15 protein-coding genes are annotated in these 20,332 nt (G+C 46.8%); 9 read left to right on the top strand and 6 right to left on the bottom strand.

The features are described 5' to 3' along the window. Window positions 1-36: 36 nt before the first annotated feature. Entirely contained in the window at window positions 37-753 is a 717-nt protein-coding gene (locus tag AC58UW_RS08805) for a response regulator (RefSeq protein WP_127457576.1), read from the bottom strand. A gap of 143 nt (window positions 754-896) precedes the next feature. Between AC58UW_RS08805 and trmL the strand changes: the two genes are divergently transcribed. Next, window positions 897-1,361, top strand: a complete 465-nt coding sequence (gene trmL / locus AC58UW_RS08800) for a tRNA (uridine(34)/cytosine(34)/5-carboxymethylaminomethyluridine(34)-2'-O)-methyltransferase TrmL (protein WP_497420617.1) — start codon at window positions 897-899, stop codon at window positions 1,359-1,361. A gap of 185 nt (window positions 1,362-1,546) precedes the next feature. Next, window positions 1,547-1,801 (top strand): AbrB/MazE/SpoVT family DNA-binding domain-containing protein, encoded by a 255-nt coding sequence (locus AC58UW_RS08795; protein WP_497420616.1) that lies wholly within the window; start codon window positions 1,547-1,549, stop codon window positions 1,799-1,801. 631 nt (window positions 1,802-2,432) lie between these two features. Here AC58UW_RS08795 and AC58UW_RS08790 read toward each other — a convergent pair. From AC58UW_RS08790 to AC58UW_RS08775, 4 genes are read right to left on the bottom strand one after another with little or no spacing between them, the layout of a single operon-like run. Next, a complete protein-coding gene (locus tag AC58UW_RS08790; protein WP_497420313.1) occupies window positions 2,433-3,500 on the bottom strand; it encodes a phosphodiester glycosidase family protein in 1,068 nt (355 codons plus the stop codon). Continuing rightward, window positions 3,500-3,931: a hypothetical protein gene (locus AC58UW_RS08785; protein WP_497420312.1), complete on the bottom strand. Its 432-nt coding sequence runs from the start codon at window positions 3,929-3,931 to the stop codon at window positions 3,500-3,502. Before AC58UW_RS08785 ends, AC58UW_RS08790 begins: the two co-directional genes overlap by 1 nt. A gap of 52 nt (window positions 3,932-3,983) precedes the next feature. Next, window positions 3,984-5,612, bottom strand: coding sequence for a response regulator (locus AC58UW_RS08780; RefSeq protein WP_497420311.1), 1,629 nt, complete (start codon window positions 5,610-5,612; stop codon window positions 3,984-3,986). Continuing rightward, window positions 5,612-7,435 (bottom strand): cache domain-containing sensor histidine kinase, encoded by a 1,824-nt coding sequence (locus AC58UW_RS08775; protein WP_497420310.1) that lies wholly within the window; start codon window positions 7,433-7,435, stop codon window positions 5,612-5,614. Before AC58UW_RS08775 ends, AC58UW_RS08780 begins: the two co-directional genes overlap by 1 nt. Before the next feature lie 158 nt (window positions 7,436-7,593). On the opposite strand from AC58UW_RS08775, the gene AC58UW_RS08770 reads away from it, so the two are divergent. From AC58UW_RS08770 to AC58UW_RS08750, 5 genes are all read left to right on the top strand, one after another. After that, a complete protein-coding gene (locus AC58UW_RS08770; protein WP_497420309.1) occupies window positions 7,594-8,478 on the top strand; it encodes a carbohydrate ABC transporter permease in 885 nt (294 codons plus the stop codon). Further along, the gene (locus AC58UW_RS08765; protein ID WP_497420308.1) at window positions 8,478-9,314 is read left to right on the top strand and encodes a carbohydrate ABC transporter permease; all 837 of its coding nucleotides are present in this window, start codon (window positions 8,478-8,480) and stop codon (window positions 9,312-9,314) included. Before AC58UW_RS08770 ends, AC58UW_RS08765 begins: the two co-directional genes overlap by 1 nt. A gap of 168 nt (window positions 9,315-9,482) precedes the next feature. After that, complete coding sequence (locus tag AC58UW_RS08760; RefSeq protein WP_497420307.1) at window positions 9,483-10,802, top strand: ABC transporter substrate-binding protein; 1,320 nt, start codon at window positions 9,483-9,485, stop codon at window positions 10,800-10,802. Between the two features lie 112 nt (window positions 10,803-10,914). Continuing rightward, complete coding sequence (locus AC58UW_RS08755) at window positions 10,915-12,144, top strand: MFS transporter (protein ID WP_497420306.1); 1,230 nt, start codon at window positions 10,915-10,917, stop codon at window positions 12,142-12,144. Between the two features lie 42 nt (window positions 12,145-12,186). Further along, on the top strand, window positions 12,187-13,164 hold the full coding sequence (locus AC58UW_RS08750; RefSeq protein WP_497420305.1) for an NAD(P)/FAD-dependent oxidoreductase: 978 nt from the start codon (window positions 12,187-12,189) through the stop codon (window positions 13,162-13,164). Here the strand turns inward: AC58UW_RS08750 and AC58UW_RS08745 are convergent. After that, window positions 13,161-13,883 carry a DUF2161 domain-containing phosphodiesterase gene (locus AC58UW_RS08745; protein ID WP_497420304.1) on the bottom strand — a complete coding sequence of 241 codons (723 nt, stop codon included), beginning with the start codon at window positions 13,881-13,883 and terminating at the stop codon, window positions 13,161-13,163. The two genes, AC58UW_RS08750 and AC58UW_RS08745, sit on opposite strands and share 4 nt — an antisense overlap. Before the next feature lie 249 nt (window positions 13,884-14,132). Here AC58UW_RS08745 and AC58UW_RS08740 point away from each other — a divergent pair, with 249 nt between their 5' ends. Together AC58UW_RS08740 and AC58UW_RS08735 are read left to right on the top strand one after the other, a co-directional pair. Further along, window positions 14,133-15,449 (top strand): sn-glycerol-1-phosphate dehydrogenase, encoded by a 1,317-nt coding sequence (locus tag AC58UW_RS08740; protein WP_497420303.1) that lies wholly within the window; start codon window positions 14,133-14,135, stop codon window positions 15,447-15,449. A gap of 523 nt (window positions 15,450-15,972) precedes the next feature. Further along, window positions 15,973-20,139, top strand: a complete 4,167-nt coding sequence (locus AC58UW_RS08735) for an S-layer homology domain-containing protein (protein WP_497420302.1) — start codon at window positions 15,973-15,975, stop codon at window positions 20,137-20,139. The last annotated feature ends 193 nt before the right edge of the window (window positions 20,140-20,332 follow it).

Below are 20,332 nucleotides of genomic sequence, written 5' to 3'. Positions count from 1 at the left end.
CCTGCTTCCTTGAGTGGGCGGCGATTTTGTCATTCATTAAGCCAGAGATTCCTTCACGACAGGCTCAGTCAGCTTGTAACCAACATTGCGAATCGTCATGATATATTCCGGATTGCGGGCATTTTGTTCGATTTTGTCGCGTAGATGGGAGATGTGCACATCGACGATTCGGGTATCACCAAGGAAGTGATAATCCCAGACACCATGAAGCAGTTGTTGTCTACTCAGGACTTTGCCACGGTGTTTGCATAAGAATAGCAGCAGTTCAAATTCTTTGGGCGTAAGTTCGATTGGTGCGCCGTTCATCGTAACTTCGCGTTGGTCAGCTTTAATCGAAATCTGACCAATTGTAATAGGCGTGTTCTCTGAAGCAGACGGCAAAGTTTGAATACGACGATGAATAGCATGAATACGGGAAATAAGTTCTTGCGGCGAAAACGGCTTAGTCATATAATCATCGGCCCCGTTATCCAGCCCCGCAATTTTATCCGTAAGGTCCTGCATGGCTGTAAGCATAATAATCGGAACGAGGTTATTCTGGTTTCTAAGTTTGCGGCATACTTGAAAGCCGTCCATTTTCGGCAGCATAAGGTCTAGAACAATGAGGTCAGGTCGAAAAGTTTGAATCGCATCAAATACAGCTTCACCATCGAATACGCAATATACTTCGAAGCCCACGAGCTTCAGGTTGAACTCTATAAGCATTGAGATTGAAGGTTCGTCATCGACAACGAGGATTTTTTTCTTTAGCATTAGGTTGACTCCTTTTATCGAGAAGGATAACTCTATTATGCAGGAGCTCTATCATCGACATATTAAGATAAAGTTAACGCTGTGTAAAATTGCAATCCTTGGGCGCATATAATAGGATAGAAGATGAGGTGAATTTGACAGAGATGGCTTTTCATATTGTACTAGTAGAACCCGAAATTCCTGCAAATACAGGAAACATATCAAGGACATGCGCTGCAACAGGCACGCATCTCCATTTGGTTAGACCGCTGGGCTTTCAGACGGACGACAAAACGCTGAAGCGTGCAGGATTGGATTATTGGCACTCCGTTAAGCTCGAGTATCACGATTCGTTTGACGAGGTGCTAGAGATGTATAAAGAGCATCGCTTCTTTTTTGCAACGACGAAGGCGAAGAAGCGTTACACAGATTTTACATTTCAGGATGGCGACTTTTTTGTTTTTGGCAAAGAGACGAAAGGTCTCCCGGAAGAACTTCTGCGTCAGCATCCAGAAACGCTGCTCCGACTTCCGATGTCGGATAGTGTTCGATCGCTCAATTTATCCAATTCAGCCGCCATTATGCTCTATGAGGGATTACGGCAGACGGGCTTCGAAGGACTTGACTAGGTATTAGAACTAAGACTTAATTTAGGTCTGTGTCGACAAAATTGACAATAAAAGAAATTTCGGCTTTTAATTAGAAGGAGTTTCTTGACCAATGGCGAATAGTATTCCCTATCAGTCCGTATAGATATGCTAAGCCAAGACGCTGAGCATAGAAAATGAAAGCGGAAGAGAGGTGAAGTCCTATGATGAAACCAGCCGGGGTCGTTCGTAAAGTCGATCAATTGGGACGTATAGTTCTGCCTAAATCGTTACGTAAACGATATCAAATGAATGAAGGAGATCCTGTCGAGATTTTGGTACAGGGTGATCATATCATTTTGGAAAGATACCGCCCGAAATGTGTATTTTGCGGCAGTATGGAAACCGTGAGTGAGTTCAAAGAACGTTACATATGCAGCACTTGTGTAACAGAAATGAATGTGCTTAAAGTAAGAGCATAATCCCGAAAAAGCATCTTCTTTCCTTCATGGAAAGAGGTGCTTTTTTTGTTTGCGCGCGTTTTAGGGGAACTATGGGGCGCTATATGTGAGAAAATAGCTGATTGTGCGAGTTTTGCGGAACTACAGGGTCTAATTTCCTTTGAAATGTTGGAAGAGGAGTTCAACTGGGCCAAATAGAGGATCGTAGTTCCCTTCGCTAGGCCGGAATGCCGGTTTTCTGGGAGATAGAGGACTATAGTTCCCTCGGAGCTTCCTTAAGGCGCGCTTCGGGTTTCACCGAGCATTCTTCGAGCTCTTTTCGATTTCGCCGAGCATTCACCGAGCATTCTCTGATCTTTCGCCAGAGTTACTCCGCACTCCATAAGCTGCCGAACGTAAAAAGACCACCAGAATGAAACATTCCGGTGGTCTTTGGAAAACTTACAGGCCCTTAGTTTTGTCCTCGTTATAGGAAGCCGTCATCATTGCGACGAGAAATAGCACAAAAACGGTGTTAACGAGCCAAAATGTTGTTGATAAGCCAAACATTGCTGCACCCCCTATAGGTTAAAAAACGTAAAAGCATATAGTTAAGGCTTATTATACCCAACCATCCTAAAAAAAGAAACGAATAAAGTGTGAATAATTCCGGTTATTTGAAAAATAAGAAGTTCGTTGCTAGCGGTCTTAGCCTGCCATCGGATGGGCGATTAATGACGCTGCCACCCATGACTAGCGTAGTTGAACCGCCTCCATCGAGGTTATAAGCGTCAACAATGCCTAACTGCTGCATCTTGTCCTGCAGCTCAGCGAGTGTTGCTCCTGAGTTGCCGCTTTCATCATAACCGTCGGTTACGATGAACAACAGCTGGTCGTTTTTGTAATTGGCCATCACGGTTCTGGCTGCACGCGCCGGCGAGCTCTGCCACTGATAAGGGATGGTCGTTTTGGCTCCGTTCTTGAGGAGCGTTGGAACGAAGGTCGAACCCATCAGCGGATTAAGCTTGTCCAGCTCAGCTTGGGAGCTGAACTTGCCGCCAATGAGCTGGCGGTCTTTATTCAAACCGATGAAGGTTGTATCGTTTTTCGTCGGGAAGAAGCCGTTCAAGTACTTACCATTCATCACCGTTGTGTCGAGCGGGTAGCGCTTGCCTTTGCTGTCATCGGCAAAGCCTCCAGCATTCACGCCGGCAATAGCGCCGTAGCGTGACGCAGCCTCCAAGGTAGTCTCACTGGAACCCATTTTATCCTTGCCCAAAACAAGCTTAATGGCTTTCTCACTCTTGAGGTTTACTTTAAGAGCATAACCTTTGTAGTTATTTTCATTCAAAGCAAATAGTTTCAAGTCGATATTTCCAGAGGAGGTTTGTCGAATAGGGTTGCCGAGCTTCGCCGTAATCCGTGCATCATAGATAATGCCGGGCTTAGCGACCTGGGCTGTGGCACTCTGAAGGGCTGCCGTTACTTCTGCCGTGCTCTTCTCATACAGCTCAAAATATTTCTGAATAATGGTCTTGGTTTGCGCTGCATCATTGTTTGCTTTGGTCAGCAGGCTGTCTAAGGCACTCGCTTCTTGTTGAAAGGAAACGGGGGTCGGCGCTGCAGGTGACCATGGATGAATGGGGATGCTCGCGGAAACGAATAGCAGCCAAATCAACATGCCCACAAACGGGGCACAAGCAAGGAGAAAGACGCGATTGACACCTTGAATTGTAGTCATTATTTCAACACATCCAAGTTCTTCTGCAGCTCATCCAGCTTCTTCTTCACATCAGCAAGCTGTGTGTAGAGCTGGTTGCTGTTATCGGTCTTGCTGTTGGCGCTGTCCTTCGTGAAGGCAAGCAGTTCATTCAGGGAGTCTACCTTGGTTTGTAGGGCTTTCATGTCTGTTGAAACGCTGTCTTTCAATTGGGTAACTTGCTTCTGATAATCTTCTTGCACGACTTGCAATTGTTGCTGGGTTTGCTGTGCGATATCGGTTGCTATTTGTTGTCTTAAATGCTCTGTATACAGCATGGCTGCTGCCACTCCGATTGCGATCAGCATGACCCAACCTAGAAACAAGTAAACGTACGTTTTTCTTCCAGCTTTTGTGGCTTTTGTTGCCCGAGGGAAGGAATTCGCCGTCGTTGTCTCGATTTGCATGCTCATGATAATCACCTCTGTCTCCTAGTATAGCATATTCCCTATTTTATACAGAAATTTAGATAGAATTCGATGTTTTTCGATATTCATTGGGGGTGATACCCTCTAACTTTTTGAAAACTTTGCTGAAATATTTTTCGTCCTGATAGCCAACCATTTCAGCAACTTGAGAAATTCGTAGATGCGGATTGCGCAGCAGAACCTTCGCCTTGCTCATGCGGATCTGGCCCAAATAATCCGAGAGATTAACCTCGAATTCCTGCTTGAATTTACGGGAGATATATTCGCGGCTTAGATAAAAACGGCTCGCAATTTCCTGCAAGGTCACATCTTCGTGGTAATGATTCTGAAGGTATTCGGAAATTTCAAAAATAACATTTTTGTCCTTGTGTTGATTCTCAAGCAGCATTTTGGACATCTGCACGATACTCCGAGTAAGCTCCTGCTGCCATTGCGAAAGGGAGAGAATCCCCTGCTCGTCAAGCGGTACAATGACGCTGGTTGGTTCATCGGAGAGCATCTCCTTGACTTTGTCCTCGCTAATGCCGGAGAAGAACTGCTGCACCCAGCGACGTTTCATGACGGTATATTCCCGCCACCAAAGATCCAGCTGTTCCAGCGTAATGACCTCGCTTTGCTTGACGGTGTCCATCCATTGCTGGATAGCTTCCTCAATTTGCTCAATGCTGCCGCTGCGGATAGCCAGATTCATTTTCTCCTCATACTGCGTGAAGGTAAGCGCAGCTTGAGGAGATTTGACAGGGTTCAGCATGCTATGAATCCAGGTATCCTTGGCTTTAAGGTTGCGTTTGCGCAGCGCATCACGCGCTTCTTGATAAGATAAGGTCACATCAGCAGGGAAGGCGTGTAAGCGGCCAATTCCAAAATCAACACGTGTGTGCAGCGCTGTACGCATGCCTTCATTAATTTTTTCAAGAAAGGCTTCAGCCCCGAGCAGATCCTTCCATAATAGCAGCACAATTTCCGTTTCACTGTGCCAGTGGCGGAAAGCGTAGCCGCGTCCATCTGTTGTGAGAAATTCATTGCAAATGTTGATCAATGAGAACAGTAATAGATCCATGTTCTGGCTGAACTTATTCTTCACGCTGCGTTCCATGGTATCTAAGGATAAGATGGCAACCCGGCATTCGTTAATGTTCCGGGTCAATTGAAGCTCTTTGTCGAGCTGCTCAGCGGCACTCTCATAAGTGGAGGGCTCAGCGATGATGCCGGAAAGAAGCTTGTCCCAATACATCGGCTTAATGGTATTCATTTCAATATTCAACTCGCGGCTGGTTTGACGAAGCTCCTCATCCTTGGTCCAAGCCTGAATCGCCTTATCCAGCGCTTCATTCAGCTGATCCGGCTCGATCGGCTTGAGAATGTAGTCGGTTCCTCCATACTTCAAGGTATGGCGGAGTAATGAGAAATCGTCATGGCCGCTGATGACGATTGTTTTGGCGTCTGGAGCATTCGCTTGCAGCCACTCCAGCAGCTTCACGCCGTTCATGATGGGCATCATCATGTCTGTCATAATAATTTCAGGATGGTGCTGTGCAATGAGCGCGGTGGCAGATTCGCCATCCGGTGCTTCGAATATGGTATCGATACCGTGCTGCTGCCAGTTCACGAGCAGTCGAATCGCGTCACGTACATGTTTCTCATCATCGACAAGTAAGACTTTCATTAGTTAGCTCCCTTTTTCATCGGGATATGGATGACGATTCTTAAACCCCGGGGTTGTGCATGTTCAATGTCCAGCGTAGCGTCATCAGTGAAATACAATTTTACTCTAGTTAGCACATTGCTTAGCCCGATACAGGCCTCATCGCCTGTGGAAGGGGCATGAAGTCTGTTTCTAATTTCGCGTAAACGCTCCTCAGTAACGCCAATTCCATTATCCTTAACAATCAGTTGTAAAAATTCATACTCTTCCTCTGTACGTTTGGATGCTTGAATGCGCAAGAGACCATCTTCCGCTGCACTTGGTTTAAACCCATGTTTGAAATAGTTTTCGACAAGCGGCTGAATGATCATCTTGGGCACGAAGATGGCTTTGGTGCCTTCCTCGATATCATAGACGATCTGGAATTGATGCTCGAAGCGCTGCTTCTGCAGCTCTAGATACGCTTTGATATGTTCAAGCTCTTTGCCCAATGGGACGACGGATTCATTCGTGTTCATGCTGTAATGCATCATTTTGGCAAGGGAAGCGATTAAGGCATACACTTTGGGTGCATCATGCTGCAGAGCTAGCGTACCGATAGATTGCAGCGCATTATTCAGAAAATGCGGATTGATCTGGGCTTGCAGCGCCATAAGCTGATTGGACTTGTTCGCAAGCTCCAGACGATATTCGCGCATGACCATTTGATTCAAATCCTGCATAAGGCCATGGAAGCGATTGGCTAGAATGCCCATTTCATCGGTACGCGTCAGTTCAATATCTGTATGCATCTGGCCTAATTGCACCTGACCGGCTTGAATGCGTGTGATATAACGTATCAATTGCTTGATAGGCTCTGTAAAAAGAAAGGAAATATAAATCGTGCCACCGATGACGATGAGCATGAAAAATGTCAGGACAAGCGAGTTAATCAGCGTTAATTGCTTGGCATTTTTGGTTAATTGATCATAAGGAAGCCGTTTGACGATCGTCCAGTCGACATACTCAGTTTTCATTTTTTCAAACACATTTATGCCGGCGTAAGGCCCTTTGCTCCATTCATACGAGCCCTTATCCAATGTGCTGTGGATGGCTTCATTTCCCCAGCTGTCTTCAAGACGCTGCCCCCATTTGGAAGGTTCCGGACCGAAAACGATATAGCCCTCATTATCCAGGATGTACAGTTCTTCCGTGTCATGCGTGTACAAGCTCTGGGAAATTTCCGAAATAAGGTCTAAATGAAGATCAATGATAAGTTCTCCAATAGATGTGTTATTCGGGGAGTACATCAGCTTGCGATGCATAGACAGGACAGGTGTTGGTGCAGAATACACGTTAATTGCAATATTGTAACTGTGGCTCAAATGAGTGGTTTCAAAGTAAACTGTTTTATCTTCTGGAAAAGGACGCAATGACGCATATTTGCCGGTTGTGCTTCCTGTAAAATCGTTGCTCGACAAAAAGGACCGGTCGCTCACAGAAGCATACAAGTAAACTTGTTTGAATTCCTTAACGGCATGCGACATGACCTGCAATCCACTTTTGATCACTTTATCACTCATATAGTCGATATCCCGTTCGCGTTCCAGAATATCGTATAATTGTCCGAGCTCTGACAAATGCTGTCCTGTATAGATCGTTGTTGACGCTTGAACAACCCCATTTAAGTAGTTTAATATATTCAATTTCGCTTGGGAGATGAGGGCCGAATTGTTGGTGATGGTATCTTCGGTGACTTTTTCCTTGGTGAATATATAGGAGACTACAATGGAGGTAATGAATGGAACGAGTGTGGCGATCAGTAGAAAAAGGATCAGCTTGTTGCGTATGCTGTGACGAAACATGTCGAATCAACTCGGTTTCTTCGTGGACTTTTCACCCTATATTGTAGCAGTAGAGGTCAACAAATTCCACCTAATGCATCACCATTATCTGTGTTTCAGAAGGATAAAGGTATTTATACTATAGGTTATAGTTACCTAATCGTAAGGGGGAAATTCCCATGAAACAGGGCAAGGGGTTATCAGGACTATTACAGCAATGGGTGTTTATCGGACCTGCATTCCTATTTTTCGCGCTCATTGTAGTGATTCCTTTTCTCATGAGCATTTATTATTCATTTACAGAATGGAATGGTGTAACGACAACCGTGAAGTTTAACGGCTTGGACAATTTCAAGCACCTTCTTTTTGATGACAAGGATTATCGCAACGCTTTCTGGTTCACAACGCGGATTACCGTAACGGACGTAATTCTTACGAACCTTGTCGGATTCCTTCTGGCGCTGCTGCTAACACAAGCACTGAAAACCAGAAATCTGCTGCGCACCATTTTCTTCATGCCGAATGTCATCGGCGGACTCCTGCTTGGGTTCATCTGGCAGTTTATTTTCGTCAAAGGCTTCGGGACACTGGGCGAGTTGACGAATTGGGGCTTTTTCCAATTGCCTTGGCTTGGTGACGCGCCTACAGCCTTCTGGGCAATTGCGATCGTTAGTATTTGGCAGGGTGCAGGATACCTGATGATCATCTACATTGCGGCGCTTTCCAATGTGCCCAAAGATATGATCGAAGCGGCTTATATCGATGGAGCGACCCGTTTTCAAGTGCTCAAAAGCATTATTGTTCCGCTCATTATGCCGGCGGTTACGGTGTGTTTATTCCTGACGATTTCGTGGAACTTCAAAATGTTTGACCTGAACTTCTCCTTGACTAAAGGCGGACCGTTCAACTCCACAGAATCCGTGTCTATCAATATTTATCAAGAAGCGTTCCGCAATAACAACTATGGCTTAGGAACAGCGAAAGCATTAGTGTTCTTCATCGTAGTGGCCATTATTTCGACCATCCAAGTCATGTATACGAAACGCAAGGAGGTTGAAGTGTAATGGAAACAGTCAAAAAATATTCCGGACGGCTATTCACGCTTGAAGTGCTGGGTATTCTAATCGCTCTGCTATTCCTAGTTCCGTTCTACTTTGTTATTGTCAACTCACTCAAAACCTTCCCGGAGCTCGCAGCTAGCACAGCAAAGCTTCCGCATAGCTTATATTTGGATAATTACAAAAAAGTATGGACGATCATGAAATTCCCTAGCGCTTTCATGAACTCGTTGATTATTACGGTTTTCAGTAATATTGGGCTTGTCGTTATTAGTTCCATGGCCGCTTATCGCATGGTGCGGAAGCCAAGTAAATTCAACAACCTTATCTTCTTGGCTTTCGTTGCGGCGATGGTCATTCCGTTTCAATCCATTATGATTCCGCTTGTTCGTGTCGCGAGCCAAGTAGGACTGATGGACAGCAAGTTAGGCTTGATTATTTGTTACTTTGGCTTTGGTGTATCTCTTAACGTTTTCTTGTTCCACGGTTTTATTAAATCAATTCCGCTAGAAATCGAAGAGTCCGCTACAGTGGATGGTTGTTCGCCCTATGGCGTGTTCTGGCGTATCGTATTCCCGTTGTTAAAACCGATGTCTACGACGGTCGTTATTTTGAATAGTTTATGGATTTGGAACGATTATTTGCTGCCTTCTCTCGTGTTAAACAGTCCTGATCTGCGAACAATACCTTTAGCGACGTTCTCCTTCTTTGGACAATATACGAAGCAATGGGATTTGGCTTTGGCTGGTCTGACACTAGGCGTTCTACCAATCGTTATTTTCTTCCTTGCCATGCAGAAGCACATTGTTGAAGGAATCACAGCAGGTTCCGTCAAAGGGTGACATATTTGTTAGGAAGTTCAAAATCTTCCACCTTTATGTTCAATATCCTCTGTGTTAAGGGTTCAAGAAAGTGTTTACAATAAACCATGTAAGCTGATGACGAGGGAATGAATGGTCTGTCATCATCAGGGTAAGCTGAGTAAACAAAAAAAGGGAGGCATTACCTAAATGAAAAAATTAACAATGATCAGTATGGCTGCTTTACTCACACTTTCTGTGGTTGCGGCTGGCTGCGGTAAAAAAGAAGAGACACCTGCGCCTGCAGCTTCAACGGGGGCAGCAGCATCAGCAACTCCAGCTGCAGGCGGTAAACCTGTAACGATTAAAATGTTCCAATTCAAAGTAGAAATTGCTGACCAATTGGGTAAATTAGTTGCCGAATATCAAAAGCTGAATCCAAACGTGAAAATTCAAATTGATACGGTAGGCGGCGGAGCGGACTATGGCGCAGCTTTGCTGGCGAAGTTCAACTCCGGCGACAAACCGGACATTTTCAACAACGGCGGCTTCTCGGATCTGGATAAATGGATCGAAAACTTGGAAGATCTCTCCGATCAACCTTGGGTTAAAGATCTTGTAGACGTGGCGAAAGAGCCAATGACCAAGAACGGTAAACTATACGGCCAACCGCTGAACCTTGAAGGCTACGGCTTCCAATACAACAAAGATTTGTTCACCAAAGCTGGCATTACTGAACTGCCAAAAACAATCACACAACTGGAAGATGCCGCTAAAAAGCTGCAAGCTCAAGGGATTACACCTTTTGAAACCGGATATGGCGAATGGTGGGTACTAGGTAACCACTTCGTAAACCTTCCTTTTGCGTATCAGAAAGATCCGAATGCTTTCATTGATGGTTTGAACAAAGGAACGGCGAAAATTCCAGGTAACGAACAATTTAATCAATGGGTAAAATTATTCGATCTTCAATTGAAATATGGTAACAAAAACCCGCTGCAAACAGATTACAACACACAGGTAACTGATTTTGCAACAGGTAAAGCGGCTATGACGCAGCAAGGTAACTGGACACAAGTTCAAATTACGAAAACAAACCCGGATATCAAAATTGGCTTCTTGCCAATGCCGATCAGCGATGACGCTGCGACGAACGACAAATTGTTTGTCGGCGTTCCTAACAACTGGGTAATCAACAAAAACTCCGCTGTGAAAGACGAAGCGAAGAAATTCCTGAACTGGATGGTAACATCGGATGTAGGCAAGAAATATATCACAGACGAGTTCAAGTTCATCCCGGCCTTCAAATCCATTCCTGCTGACGAAAAAGTACTTGGACCATTAGCGGCTGACATTATTGCTTACAGCAAAGCTGGTAAAACACTGAGCTGGAACTGGTTCAAATTCCCAGGCGGCGAAGCATCCAGTAAAAAATTCGGCGATATTATGCAAGGTTATGTGGCGAAGAAGTATACGAAGGATCAAATGCTTGATGAATTCCAGAAAACATGGGATAGCCTGAAGAAGTAATACGATATTGGTTGGAAACAGAGCCTCAGCGCTAGAAGCTGGGGCTTTTTGCCGTTTAACAGAAGGATTACGGGCTGTTACAATAAGGAAGACTGGGAAGCGGGGGGCTACGATGTATTTAAGAATCAAGACTTGGTTACAAAGCAGGGGGAACCTACTACCGCAAGAGAAAAGATTAACGCGTGAAGCAATCATTTCGCTCATTATTCATTCTACTTTTCAATTCGGCGCTTCAATGTCGGGTGTGTTTCTGAACTTATATCTTTGGCGATTAACACACAGCGTAGCCGTAAATGGAACTTACAGTATCATCGTGTACATTTTGACACCGATTGGTTTTGCGATTGGCGGCTGGATGATCAAAAAGAAAGATAGAATGGTCTCGTACCGCTTAGGCATCATGCTGATCGGTTTATTTTATTTGAGTGTGATTATTGCTCAAGAGGCGCTCGTTGAATATTACGTAGCGTTTGCCATTTTCAATGGGCTCGCCGGCGCTTTTTACTGGGTGGGCTATTTGACACTTATGTACGATGTGTCAACCGAACAGAATCGGATTCGATACCTCGCTTACAATATGATTTTTTTCACGATGGCTTCTTTGGCAGGCCCTGCGCTTGCCGGTTTTATTATTCGTTTGAAAGATGGACTTAGTGGATATACCATCGTTTTTGGTATTGCCTTTTGCATGTTCCTGTTGGCAGCTTTGATATCTTTGAAAATAAAAGCTTCCAGCGGACATCACCGAGTTTACTATTTAAAGTGGACTGGGCTCATTATGAAAAAAAACCAAGACTGGCTGAAGGCATTGCTTGGCTTCTTGGGGATGGGTTTGCTTCAGGGCACCATGTTATTCCTTCCGAATATTCTCTTGTTTCAAGTTATGCCGCGGGAAGATATTGTGGGCTATTTAGGCGTACTTTACTCCAGCTTGAGCATTGCCATGGGAATGTTTATTTCCAAATACGCGCAGAACAACAAATCTCGTTTATATCTAGCAGTATCCACGATAGGTTATCTGGTGGGTGTTTCGCTTTTATTAGGAAGCATCACGATCTGGTCTGTCGTAGGTTTTATGATTCTGTACTCGATCTTTTCACCACTGCAAGGCAATACAATGACGGGTTATTATTACGGGCTCATTGCCAAATTGCCGCTCAAAGGTGAATTGAAAGTCGAAAGCGTTGTTGTTCGAGAGCTTTTTCTAAATGTTGGGCGTGTGATTTCAATTTTTTGCTTCATTACATTTGGAAGTGATTTGGAAGGCGGGATGATTCCATGGATTCTCATGATCGCCTCTCTCACGCAATTTGCCTTGGTCTGGTCCATTAAGAATCGTTAGCGTGAGCATGAAAGCGTCCTTACAAGGTTATCCTAGAGATAGATGATAGGAGAAGAGGGACTTCAGGTTATGGAACAGTATGACAGTGTGATTGTTGGCGGAGGCATTGCCGGACTTCAGGCGGCTATTCAGCTTGGCAGATATGAGCATCGCGTTCTCGTCATTGATGCCGGCTATGGCAGGTCGACCTTGTGCAAAAGCTATCACAACCTTCTAGGTTGGCCAGATGGAGTTTCGGGTGAAGAGCTTCGCAGGCTGGGAAGATTGCAGGCTGAGAAGCTGGGGGTTGCTTTTGCCCATGATGAAGTTGTCCAAGCTGTGAATAAGGGGAAGCCAGGAGATGGCTTTGAGTTATGGGGGAAGTCCGGTCAAGGATATGAAGCGCCGACGCTGCTGCTAGCCACTGGATTAATGGATCGTATTCCCGACATTCCCGGGTTAAAACCATGTTTGGGACTAACGATTTACGTGTGTCCGGATTGCGATGGGTATGAAATTAGAAATAAAACGACCATTGTGATGGGTTCGGGTGATGCTGGTGCCGCGATGGCACTGAAGCTCCGCCTCCGGACAGATAAGCTAACATATGTTAACCATGGATTGTGTGCTATGAAGAGCAGCCATTTGGAAGAGCTTAAGAAAAAAGGGATCGCCTACATAGCGGATGATATTCAAGAGGTAATGGCAAGCGAGAATGGCCTTTTCAAGGGGCTTGTGACGGTTAATGGGAAGCGGTTGGAAGCGGAGCGCGGTTTCATTGCGTTCGGTGGGAATGAAGTGAAATCGGATCTGGCCCGCCAGCTAGGCGCGGAACGATTGGAAAATCGGCATATCATAACAGATGCTCGTTCCAAAATGACAAGCGTACCATTCCTATGGGCCGCCGGTGATGTGGGTGTCCATGCGGAGCAGGTAACGATTGCAATGGGTGAGGGTGCGCAAGCTGCGATTTGGATGAATAAAGTGCTGCTCATGTTAAAAGAAGAAGCGAACGCCAATAAAGTGGTCGTTCGCTCTTAAGGAATAGTTGGCGCTTCCGCGGGAGTAAAAGCGGTGGTAACGTGAACGTAGTCCGCCAAAGCTTTCTCTCCAAGCGGGGTAATGTGATAGATGCCGCGGCTTTGGCGAACGAACCAGCGGTAGTAGTTTTTTTGCAGCAGGGAGCTGACAGCTTTGTTATTCGTTAGGTCTCGCAGCTGCCGCGGACTGAGCGGACCGTGCTCACGCATCAAATAAGCGCAATGCAGCGATTTCTCACGGTAAGCGGTCATCAGCTTTTGCTGAGAGCTGCCTCCCACGTTGTAGTCGCCGCTGCGTTCATGAAACTCATTGACGACCCGTAAAGCTGCTCTTTTATTATGGCGTAACGTATAAGGTGTAGGCTCGCAGACGAGATCGACTGCGGGTTTTTTGCGTTTGTAGAATTGAACGGTCAAGACGCCTAGCCCGAGCATACGGCAGAGACGCCGGATATCCTCCCACTGCAAGCGATGAGGAGCTTTCCCTTTGTTAGGCAGCTCGAAAGCGACATACACTTGCTCCGTAAGACGAAGGCGGTCGATGCCTTGCACAAGCAGAGGGATGTTAAAGCTTTTCTTGAGCTCTACAACAATGGGAGGCTCATCCCCGCGAATGGCAACCAAGTCACAGTGCTTCACTTCTCCGCGAACGGCATAGCCGCGGTCTTCGAAATATTGTTTCACCGGAGCGTATAGCTCCGTTTCGGTTTGAATGGGCATGATGGGTATTCTCCTCCTACTTGCGCTGAAGGCAGTGTGTATCATTATAGCATAGGTTTTGTTAAAATAGGGGAAGAAGTACTTGTACGTACATCTTGGTTCGAGATGGGTTCGTGCTGGGAATGAGTTTCGAGGAAGTTGAAGTTCTAGTGATGGCGTAGGGATTTGGGGAAGCAGAAGTTCGAGTGATGGAGTTGGGGTTCAGGGAAGCTGAAATTTGGTTTGAAGATGGAGAGGGGATGTAGGAGAATGAGTGAGGTTTTGAATGCATGGCTTGGTCGTACGGTTGATTGCGCATGTGGGCAGAGGCATGAAATTCCGATTCGGCGCATCGTCATTGAGCGGGATGCGCTGGGGCAGGTGGCCGGCTATCTGAAAGAAGCCGGATATCGTGAAGTCACGCTTGTCGCGGATGAGAAGACGTATCAAGCGGCGGGCGTGAAGCTGCGCGGGCTGCTCGAAGCCGCGCAAGTCAAGGTCAGCATCAGCGTGATCCGCGAGAACGCGATGGGCGAAGTTGCCGCCGATGAGGAAGCGATCGTCCAGCTGCTGCTGGACACGCCATTATCATCGGAGGCTCTGGTTGCCGTGGGGGCGGGGACCCTGCACGACATCGTGCGCTTCGTCGGCCACCGCACGAAGCGGCCTTTCTTGTCTGTGCCGACAGCGCCATCCGTCGACGGCTTCGCTTCGGTCGGCGCGCCGCTCATCGTGCGCGGCTTCAAGACAACGATCCCGGCGAGCTCACCGGAAGCGATTTTTGCCGATCTCGCGCTGCTCGCGGAAGCGCCGCAAGCGATGATCGCAGCCGGTCTCGGCGACATGCTCGGCAAGCACACCTCGCTGGCCGACTGGTCGCTTGGCCGCGTGCTGCTTGACGAGCACTACTGCGAGCTGAGCGCGCAGTTGACGCTGGAAGCCGTGGAGCTCTGCACGGCTCACTTGGACGAGATCGCGCAGCGCACGGATCTCGGCTTGTTAAAGCTGATGGAAGGCCTGCTGCTGTCCGGCCTTTCCATGCTCCTGGTCGGCCACTCCCGGCCGGCCTCCGGAGCAGAGCACCATCTCTCCCACTATTGGGAGATGGTGCTTCTGCAGCAGCGGCGCCGGGCGCTGCTGCACGGCGCGAAGGTCGGCGTCGCGACCGTGATGATGGCGCAGCGCTATGCGTCGCTGCGGGACATCACGGCGGGCGAGGCCGCTGCGCGCCTAGCGCAAAGCCAGGCCCCAAGCCGGCAGACGGATGCGCAGCGCATCCGCGGGGCCTATGGGGCCATGGCGGAGCAGGTCATCGCCGAGAATTTCCCGGCGGATGGCAGCGTTGTTGATAGCGAGGCGCTGAAAGCGCGCATCGCTTCGAGGTGGGGCGATGTGCAAGCCATCGCCCGCGCGGTCCCTGCACCCGAGCAGCTGACGGCTTGGCTTGGGGCTGTGCAGGGACCGGTGGCGCCTGAGCAGCTCGGCGTGGAGCCGGAGCTGGTGGAGGCGTCACTGAGGGATGCGCTGTTTGTGCGCAACCGGTTTACGATTTTGCGTTTACTGCGGCTGCTGGACGACTCCAAGTAGAACCTCTAGTGTCTAATGGACTGAGATGCTGCTATTTTGCACTTATAGGTCGAAGTCCCTTAGTAGTGTCTCTTTGTAGTGTCCCTTAGTGGGTTTACCTAACGTCTAACGGACTGAGCCGCTGCTAATCCGCATTTATAGTTCTACGGTCCGTTAGCTCTCATTAATATAGCCATAAACCCAAATAGCGACTAGTGTGTCCGTTACCTAAAAACTCCTGAGGCAAAGCCTCAGGAGTTTTTGTGTCATAGATAGAACTTGTCCAATGTTAAAAAAAGACAAAAGCATCGTAAAAAACTGCATCTAGTTTTTCCCGATCGAGGATTATGATAGAAGCGTTCAAGGTTTGAAAGCGTGCACAAAGGAATACTTGATGCAGACCAGATTCTAGGGAGGGAGGAGGAATTTTACCTAGCAGCATGAGCGGCTTCATCAGAAAATGAACGATGATCGTGGTTACGGATAGGCCGAAAGCCAATATCCAGTTCGCCAATCTATCACAATGAAAGGGGTTAGTCCCCGAATGAAAACATTCAACCATTTTAGAAGAAGAGTTGCCTTGTCATTGGCCGTATTCCTTATTTGTAATCTTGGTATAGGTCAGGTTTCTATATTGTCAATGACGAATGTCGCTAGTGCTGCCGGAGTTTCCTCTGTTGATGTGCTCGATTCGGATTTCATTAACAGTCACGGCGGTAATTCAGTTTCCATACATGCAGACCCATCCAGATCGCCTTACGACGTTTTTGGCGAGGCTTTTGGTACAGATAACCCTGTCGAAGGCGCCACCAAAACGGCAAGAGACATTCTCGGAGAAGAGGCCGAAAGACATGTGGCCAATTACTATGATCAGGCATTAGGCAAAGATGTTTTCAAAGTTGAAGTGAATGGCAGCGATTGTTTTTCCTGTTATTTGCATAATACAACTTATGACAGTACAACCGGACAATTCGTCGGAGGGAATGACGACAGACAGCGAATTGAAATCAGACCGCCAGCTGAGAGCCCAGACCGAATTGGTTTGGAGAATGACATTACGGCTTACAACTGGAAGCTGAAGATTGATAAAGATTTGACCAAGCCGGATGGTTTTTTTCATATCTTCCAATACAAGGCATACAACTCCTACGGATTGGTGGGTAACAAATTACCGCTTCATGACGCTGCTAATTATCCAAACTTCTCTAGCGCCGAAGACGGTAATCCGATACTTACGTTTACGGTTTCCTCATCTGCCACGCAGAATTTGGAGTTCCGCTATGCCAATATCGGTACGGATGCCGGGCAAGAAACGCTGGCCAGTATTCCGCTGAATGACGTGAAAGACAAATGGGTGGACATTACGGTTAAAATTTTAAACTCGGAATACGGTTGGGTCACGATGATCATGAAAGACGTCGAGACAGGCGAAGTGTTGATGGAATACAACGATCCTAACCGGGTTCTTGATATTTGGAGACGTCCTGAGATCAAGTATAATGGATCGACCTTCGAGGGGCCGTATCCTGCGGTGGACGATATGATCAACCGTCCGAAATGGGGGATCTACCGAAAAGCGGATAAATCCAATCCGAATGTGAAGGATGCCAAAATATACCTTGCAGACATGACGCTGTATAAGTCAGCAGTAGATGCTTCACCGGTTAACTTAGCTTATGGTAAAAAGGCTTATAATTACGGCCCCGCAAGCGGCAATGCGTTCCAGATCGCGAATGCTAAACCAGAGAGACTCCTTGATGGGGTTCAAACAGATCCGGTAAAGTATACGAGCTTGACGCAAGTGCCTCAGAACAATACATCTGCGTTAGGAGATTTGAGTTGGATCGGTACTGAAAGCTCCAAAAAGGGCAGTGTAGTCATCGATTTAGGGAAAAAAATGCCATTTAGTCAAGTGAAGCTATTCGCCAAATCTTTAAGATTGCAGACGGTGAATATAGCCGTTTCAGATGACGAGACAGATCATTCCGAAGCGGATTTAGGCAATATTATTTTTAAAGCAGATACATCCTTTACCTATAATGGACCTAATAGCGGCGGAGATGATGCGGCGGATAAAGAGTATGTGATCGACCTAGGGAAGACGTTCACATCCCGATATGTAAAGTTTTATTTTGTGAATGGTACAGGTTCTAATGGTACGGGCACTCCAGTGAATGGACTTCCTACATTTGTTATGACGGGACCGCCTCGGGTAACCGAGCTTGAGATGTATAATGCGCCTCAAACGCCATCTAATGTGACGATTGAATACGCCGGAGGTTCTCAAGCGGCTATTTCCTGGAATGAGGTTCCTGCCGACCATTTCATTATTTACGATAACGGAAAAGTGCTTGTCGATCAGGTAGATTCCAATAGGGCTAACCTGACGAATTTAGATCCCGGCGCCTTATATAATCTTTCTGTGAGGACGGTGTATACGGATCCGTATTCGTTTAAACCGATGCTTTCAGCGGTAAGTGAAGTGAAGGTGCTGCACACAGATGGAGACCCGATTATTCCTAATCCGCCTTCATCCGTAACAGCGACAGCGTTATCTGATAAATCCATCCAAGTTGTTTGGGACGCTGTAGCCGATGCCCAGAACTACAGGGTGGCATTAGTTAACGGTGATACGGAAAGGATCGTGGCTGCTGAGGTTCAGGATACCTCCTATACGATCAAAGATCTTTCACCTGGTACGACTTATCAAGTGAAAATTTACGCTATCCGAAGAGGGACCTTGTCAGCTGCTGGTGCAGAAGGCGAAGTAACGACTACAGGCATTAAGAACGCTTCCGACAATCTGCTGTTCAATAAGGAAGTCCAATATCCGCGAGTTTGGAACGATGACACAAGCAGTTATAGTGCTGGCAAGGCTCTGGACAATGATACAGGTTCCAGGTGGGTTGCGCTAAAAGGCTCGACTTCTTCATGGATGATGGTGGATATTGGGGAACCAACGCCGGTAAACAGCTTTGAATACGATAGCTTTCAAAATAAGTTGAAAAAAGTTTCGTTTTATTATGCTACGGACAGTGAAGCGTTCACGAATCCAAACAGTGACAAATGGATAAAGTTATTGACCGACGACCGTGTAAGCCAGGGGAAATACGGTAACCCGAGCATTACGAGCATAGCTGAGAGAATTGTGCTTTCCGCGCCTGTAGAGGCCAGATATATCAAATTTACAGTCGATGAAGTCGATGGCGATATTAACGTAAATGAGGTTAAAGCTTACGGACCGATATCCTTTACGGGGAATTCTGCCCTTAAGGCGACGGAAATTACGGACCGCAGTGTTTCGTTAAGCTGGGCCGGAGCCACGACAACCTTACCGGTATCCGCGTATGACATCTATCAAGGAAATACCAAATTAACAAGTGTGACAGCTGATGTCTATAACTACAGTGCAGTCGGCCTGATGCCAAGTTCAGCTTATACATTCAGGGTGAAGGCTGTTAGTCAGTCTGTCTATGGTTCCGTGTATGAGACACTGGGCGGACTGCCGCTTCAGTTAACTACGTTGGGGCCGATCACCACGGATCCGGATCCTGATCCGGATTCAGATTCAGATTCAGATTCAGATTCAGACTCAGACACAGACTCTGACTCTGGACCGACGACATCGGCTCCTTCGAGTCCTGAGAACCCCGATACGGTGAACAATACCGGAGTGATAACGGCAGTCCGCATGCAGGGGGAGAACGCTTATTTAGCAACTATTCCGGCTGAATCCCTCAGTAATGGGTCCACGACTAGTACAACGGAAGTCAGGTCGGAAATTGGGAATGTGTATTTGCCAGGAAATATGTTCAGCTCCAGTACATTAGGAGATAACAAAACGGTTGAATTAAAGCTTACTGTGACGGATAAGTCTACTCTTCCGGGATCGCTTAAGCAGTTAATTGGAGATAGACCGATTGTTGATCTAGCCCTGTGGGTAGACGGCAAGAAAGTGGAATTCAACAATCCTTCCGCCTCTGTTGAAGTATCCGTGCCTTATAAACCGACAGCAGAAGAGCTAACCAAACCGGAGCACATTGTCATCTGGTATGTGGATGACAATGGCGTTCTAACGCCAGTTCCGAGCGGGAAGTATGATGCTGGCAGCGGAACGGTCACGTTTAGGACAACACATTTTAGCAAGTATGCAGTTGGATTCGTTGTAAAAAGCTTTGCCGATCTTACGAAATTCGAGTGGGCTAGGAAGTCTATCGAAGTGTTGGCGTCCAAAGGTGTTATTAACGGCAAGTCTGACGTAGAATTTGCGCCGGGAACGCCAATAACACGGGCGGAATATATTACACTTCTCATGAGGACGTTAGGTTTATCCGCTGCATCTGAGGCTGTATTTGATGATGTGAAAACATCCGATTATTTCTATCAGGAAGTCTTGATGGCGAGGGCGCTTGGCATTGTGGAAGGGAAAGATCAGAACTTGTTTGCTCCGAATGCAGAGCTTACCCGCCAAGATATGATGACGATGACTGCAAGGGCCTTGAAGCAGGCAGGCAAGCTGAATACAGCGGTAAGCACAACAAGTCTGAGCACATTCGCAGACTTTAAAGATGTTGCGGACTATGCCGCAGAAAGTGCCGCTTTATTAGTCAATAAAGGTCTGATTCAAGGAAACGGCAGTTTGCTGCAGCCACTGAATAGCACTACAAGAGCGGAAGTTGCTGTGCTGATGTACAGAATTTATAACGATTAAATTATTTCGTACGAAAATAGGATGGGACGGACTGGACGCCCTGGGGAGCATGCTCCCTAGTTGGCGTCCTTTTATATTCCTTTTACATGTGGCACCTTAGCAAAAGTGTAAAAAATCACAACCCTGCTAAATTTTTGCCATCCCTTTCATTCAGATTGTTTTCTATACTTGTAGCGTATGCATGACTGCACGA

The organism is Paenibacillus sp. J22R160 (assembly GCF_059692135.1).
The sequence above is the reverse complement of the archived record's forward strand: the minus strand, read 5'-3'. Positions and strand labels throughout refer to the sequence as shown.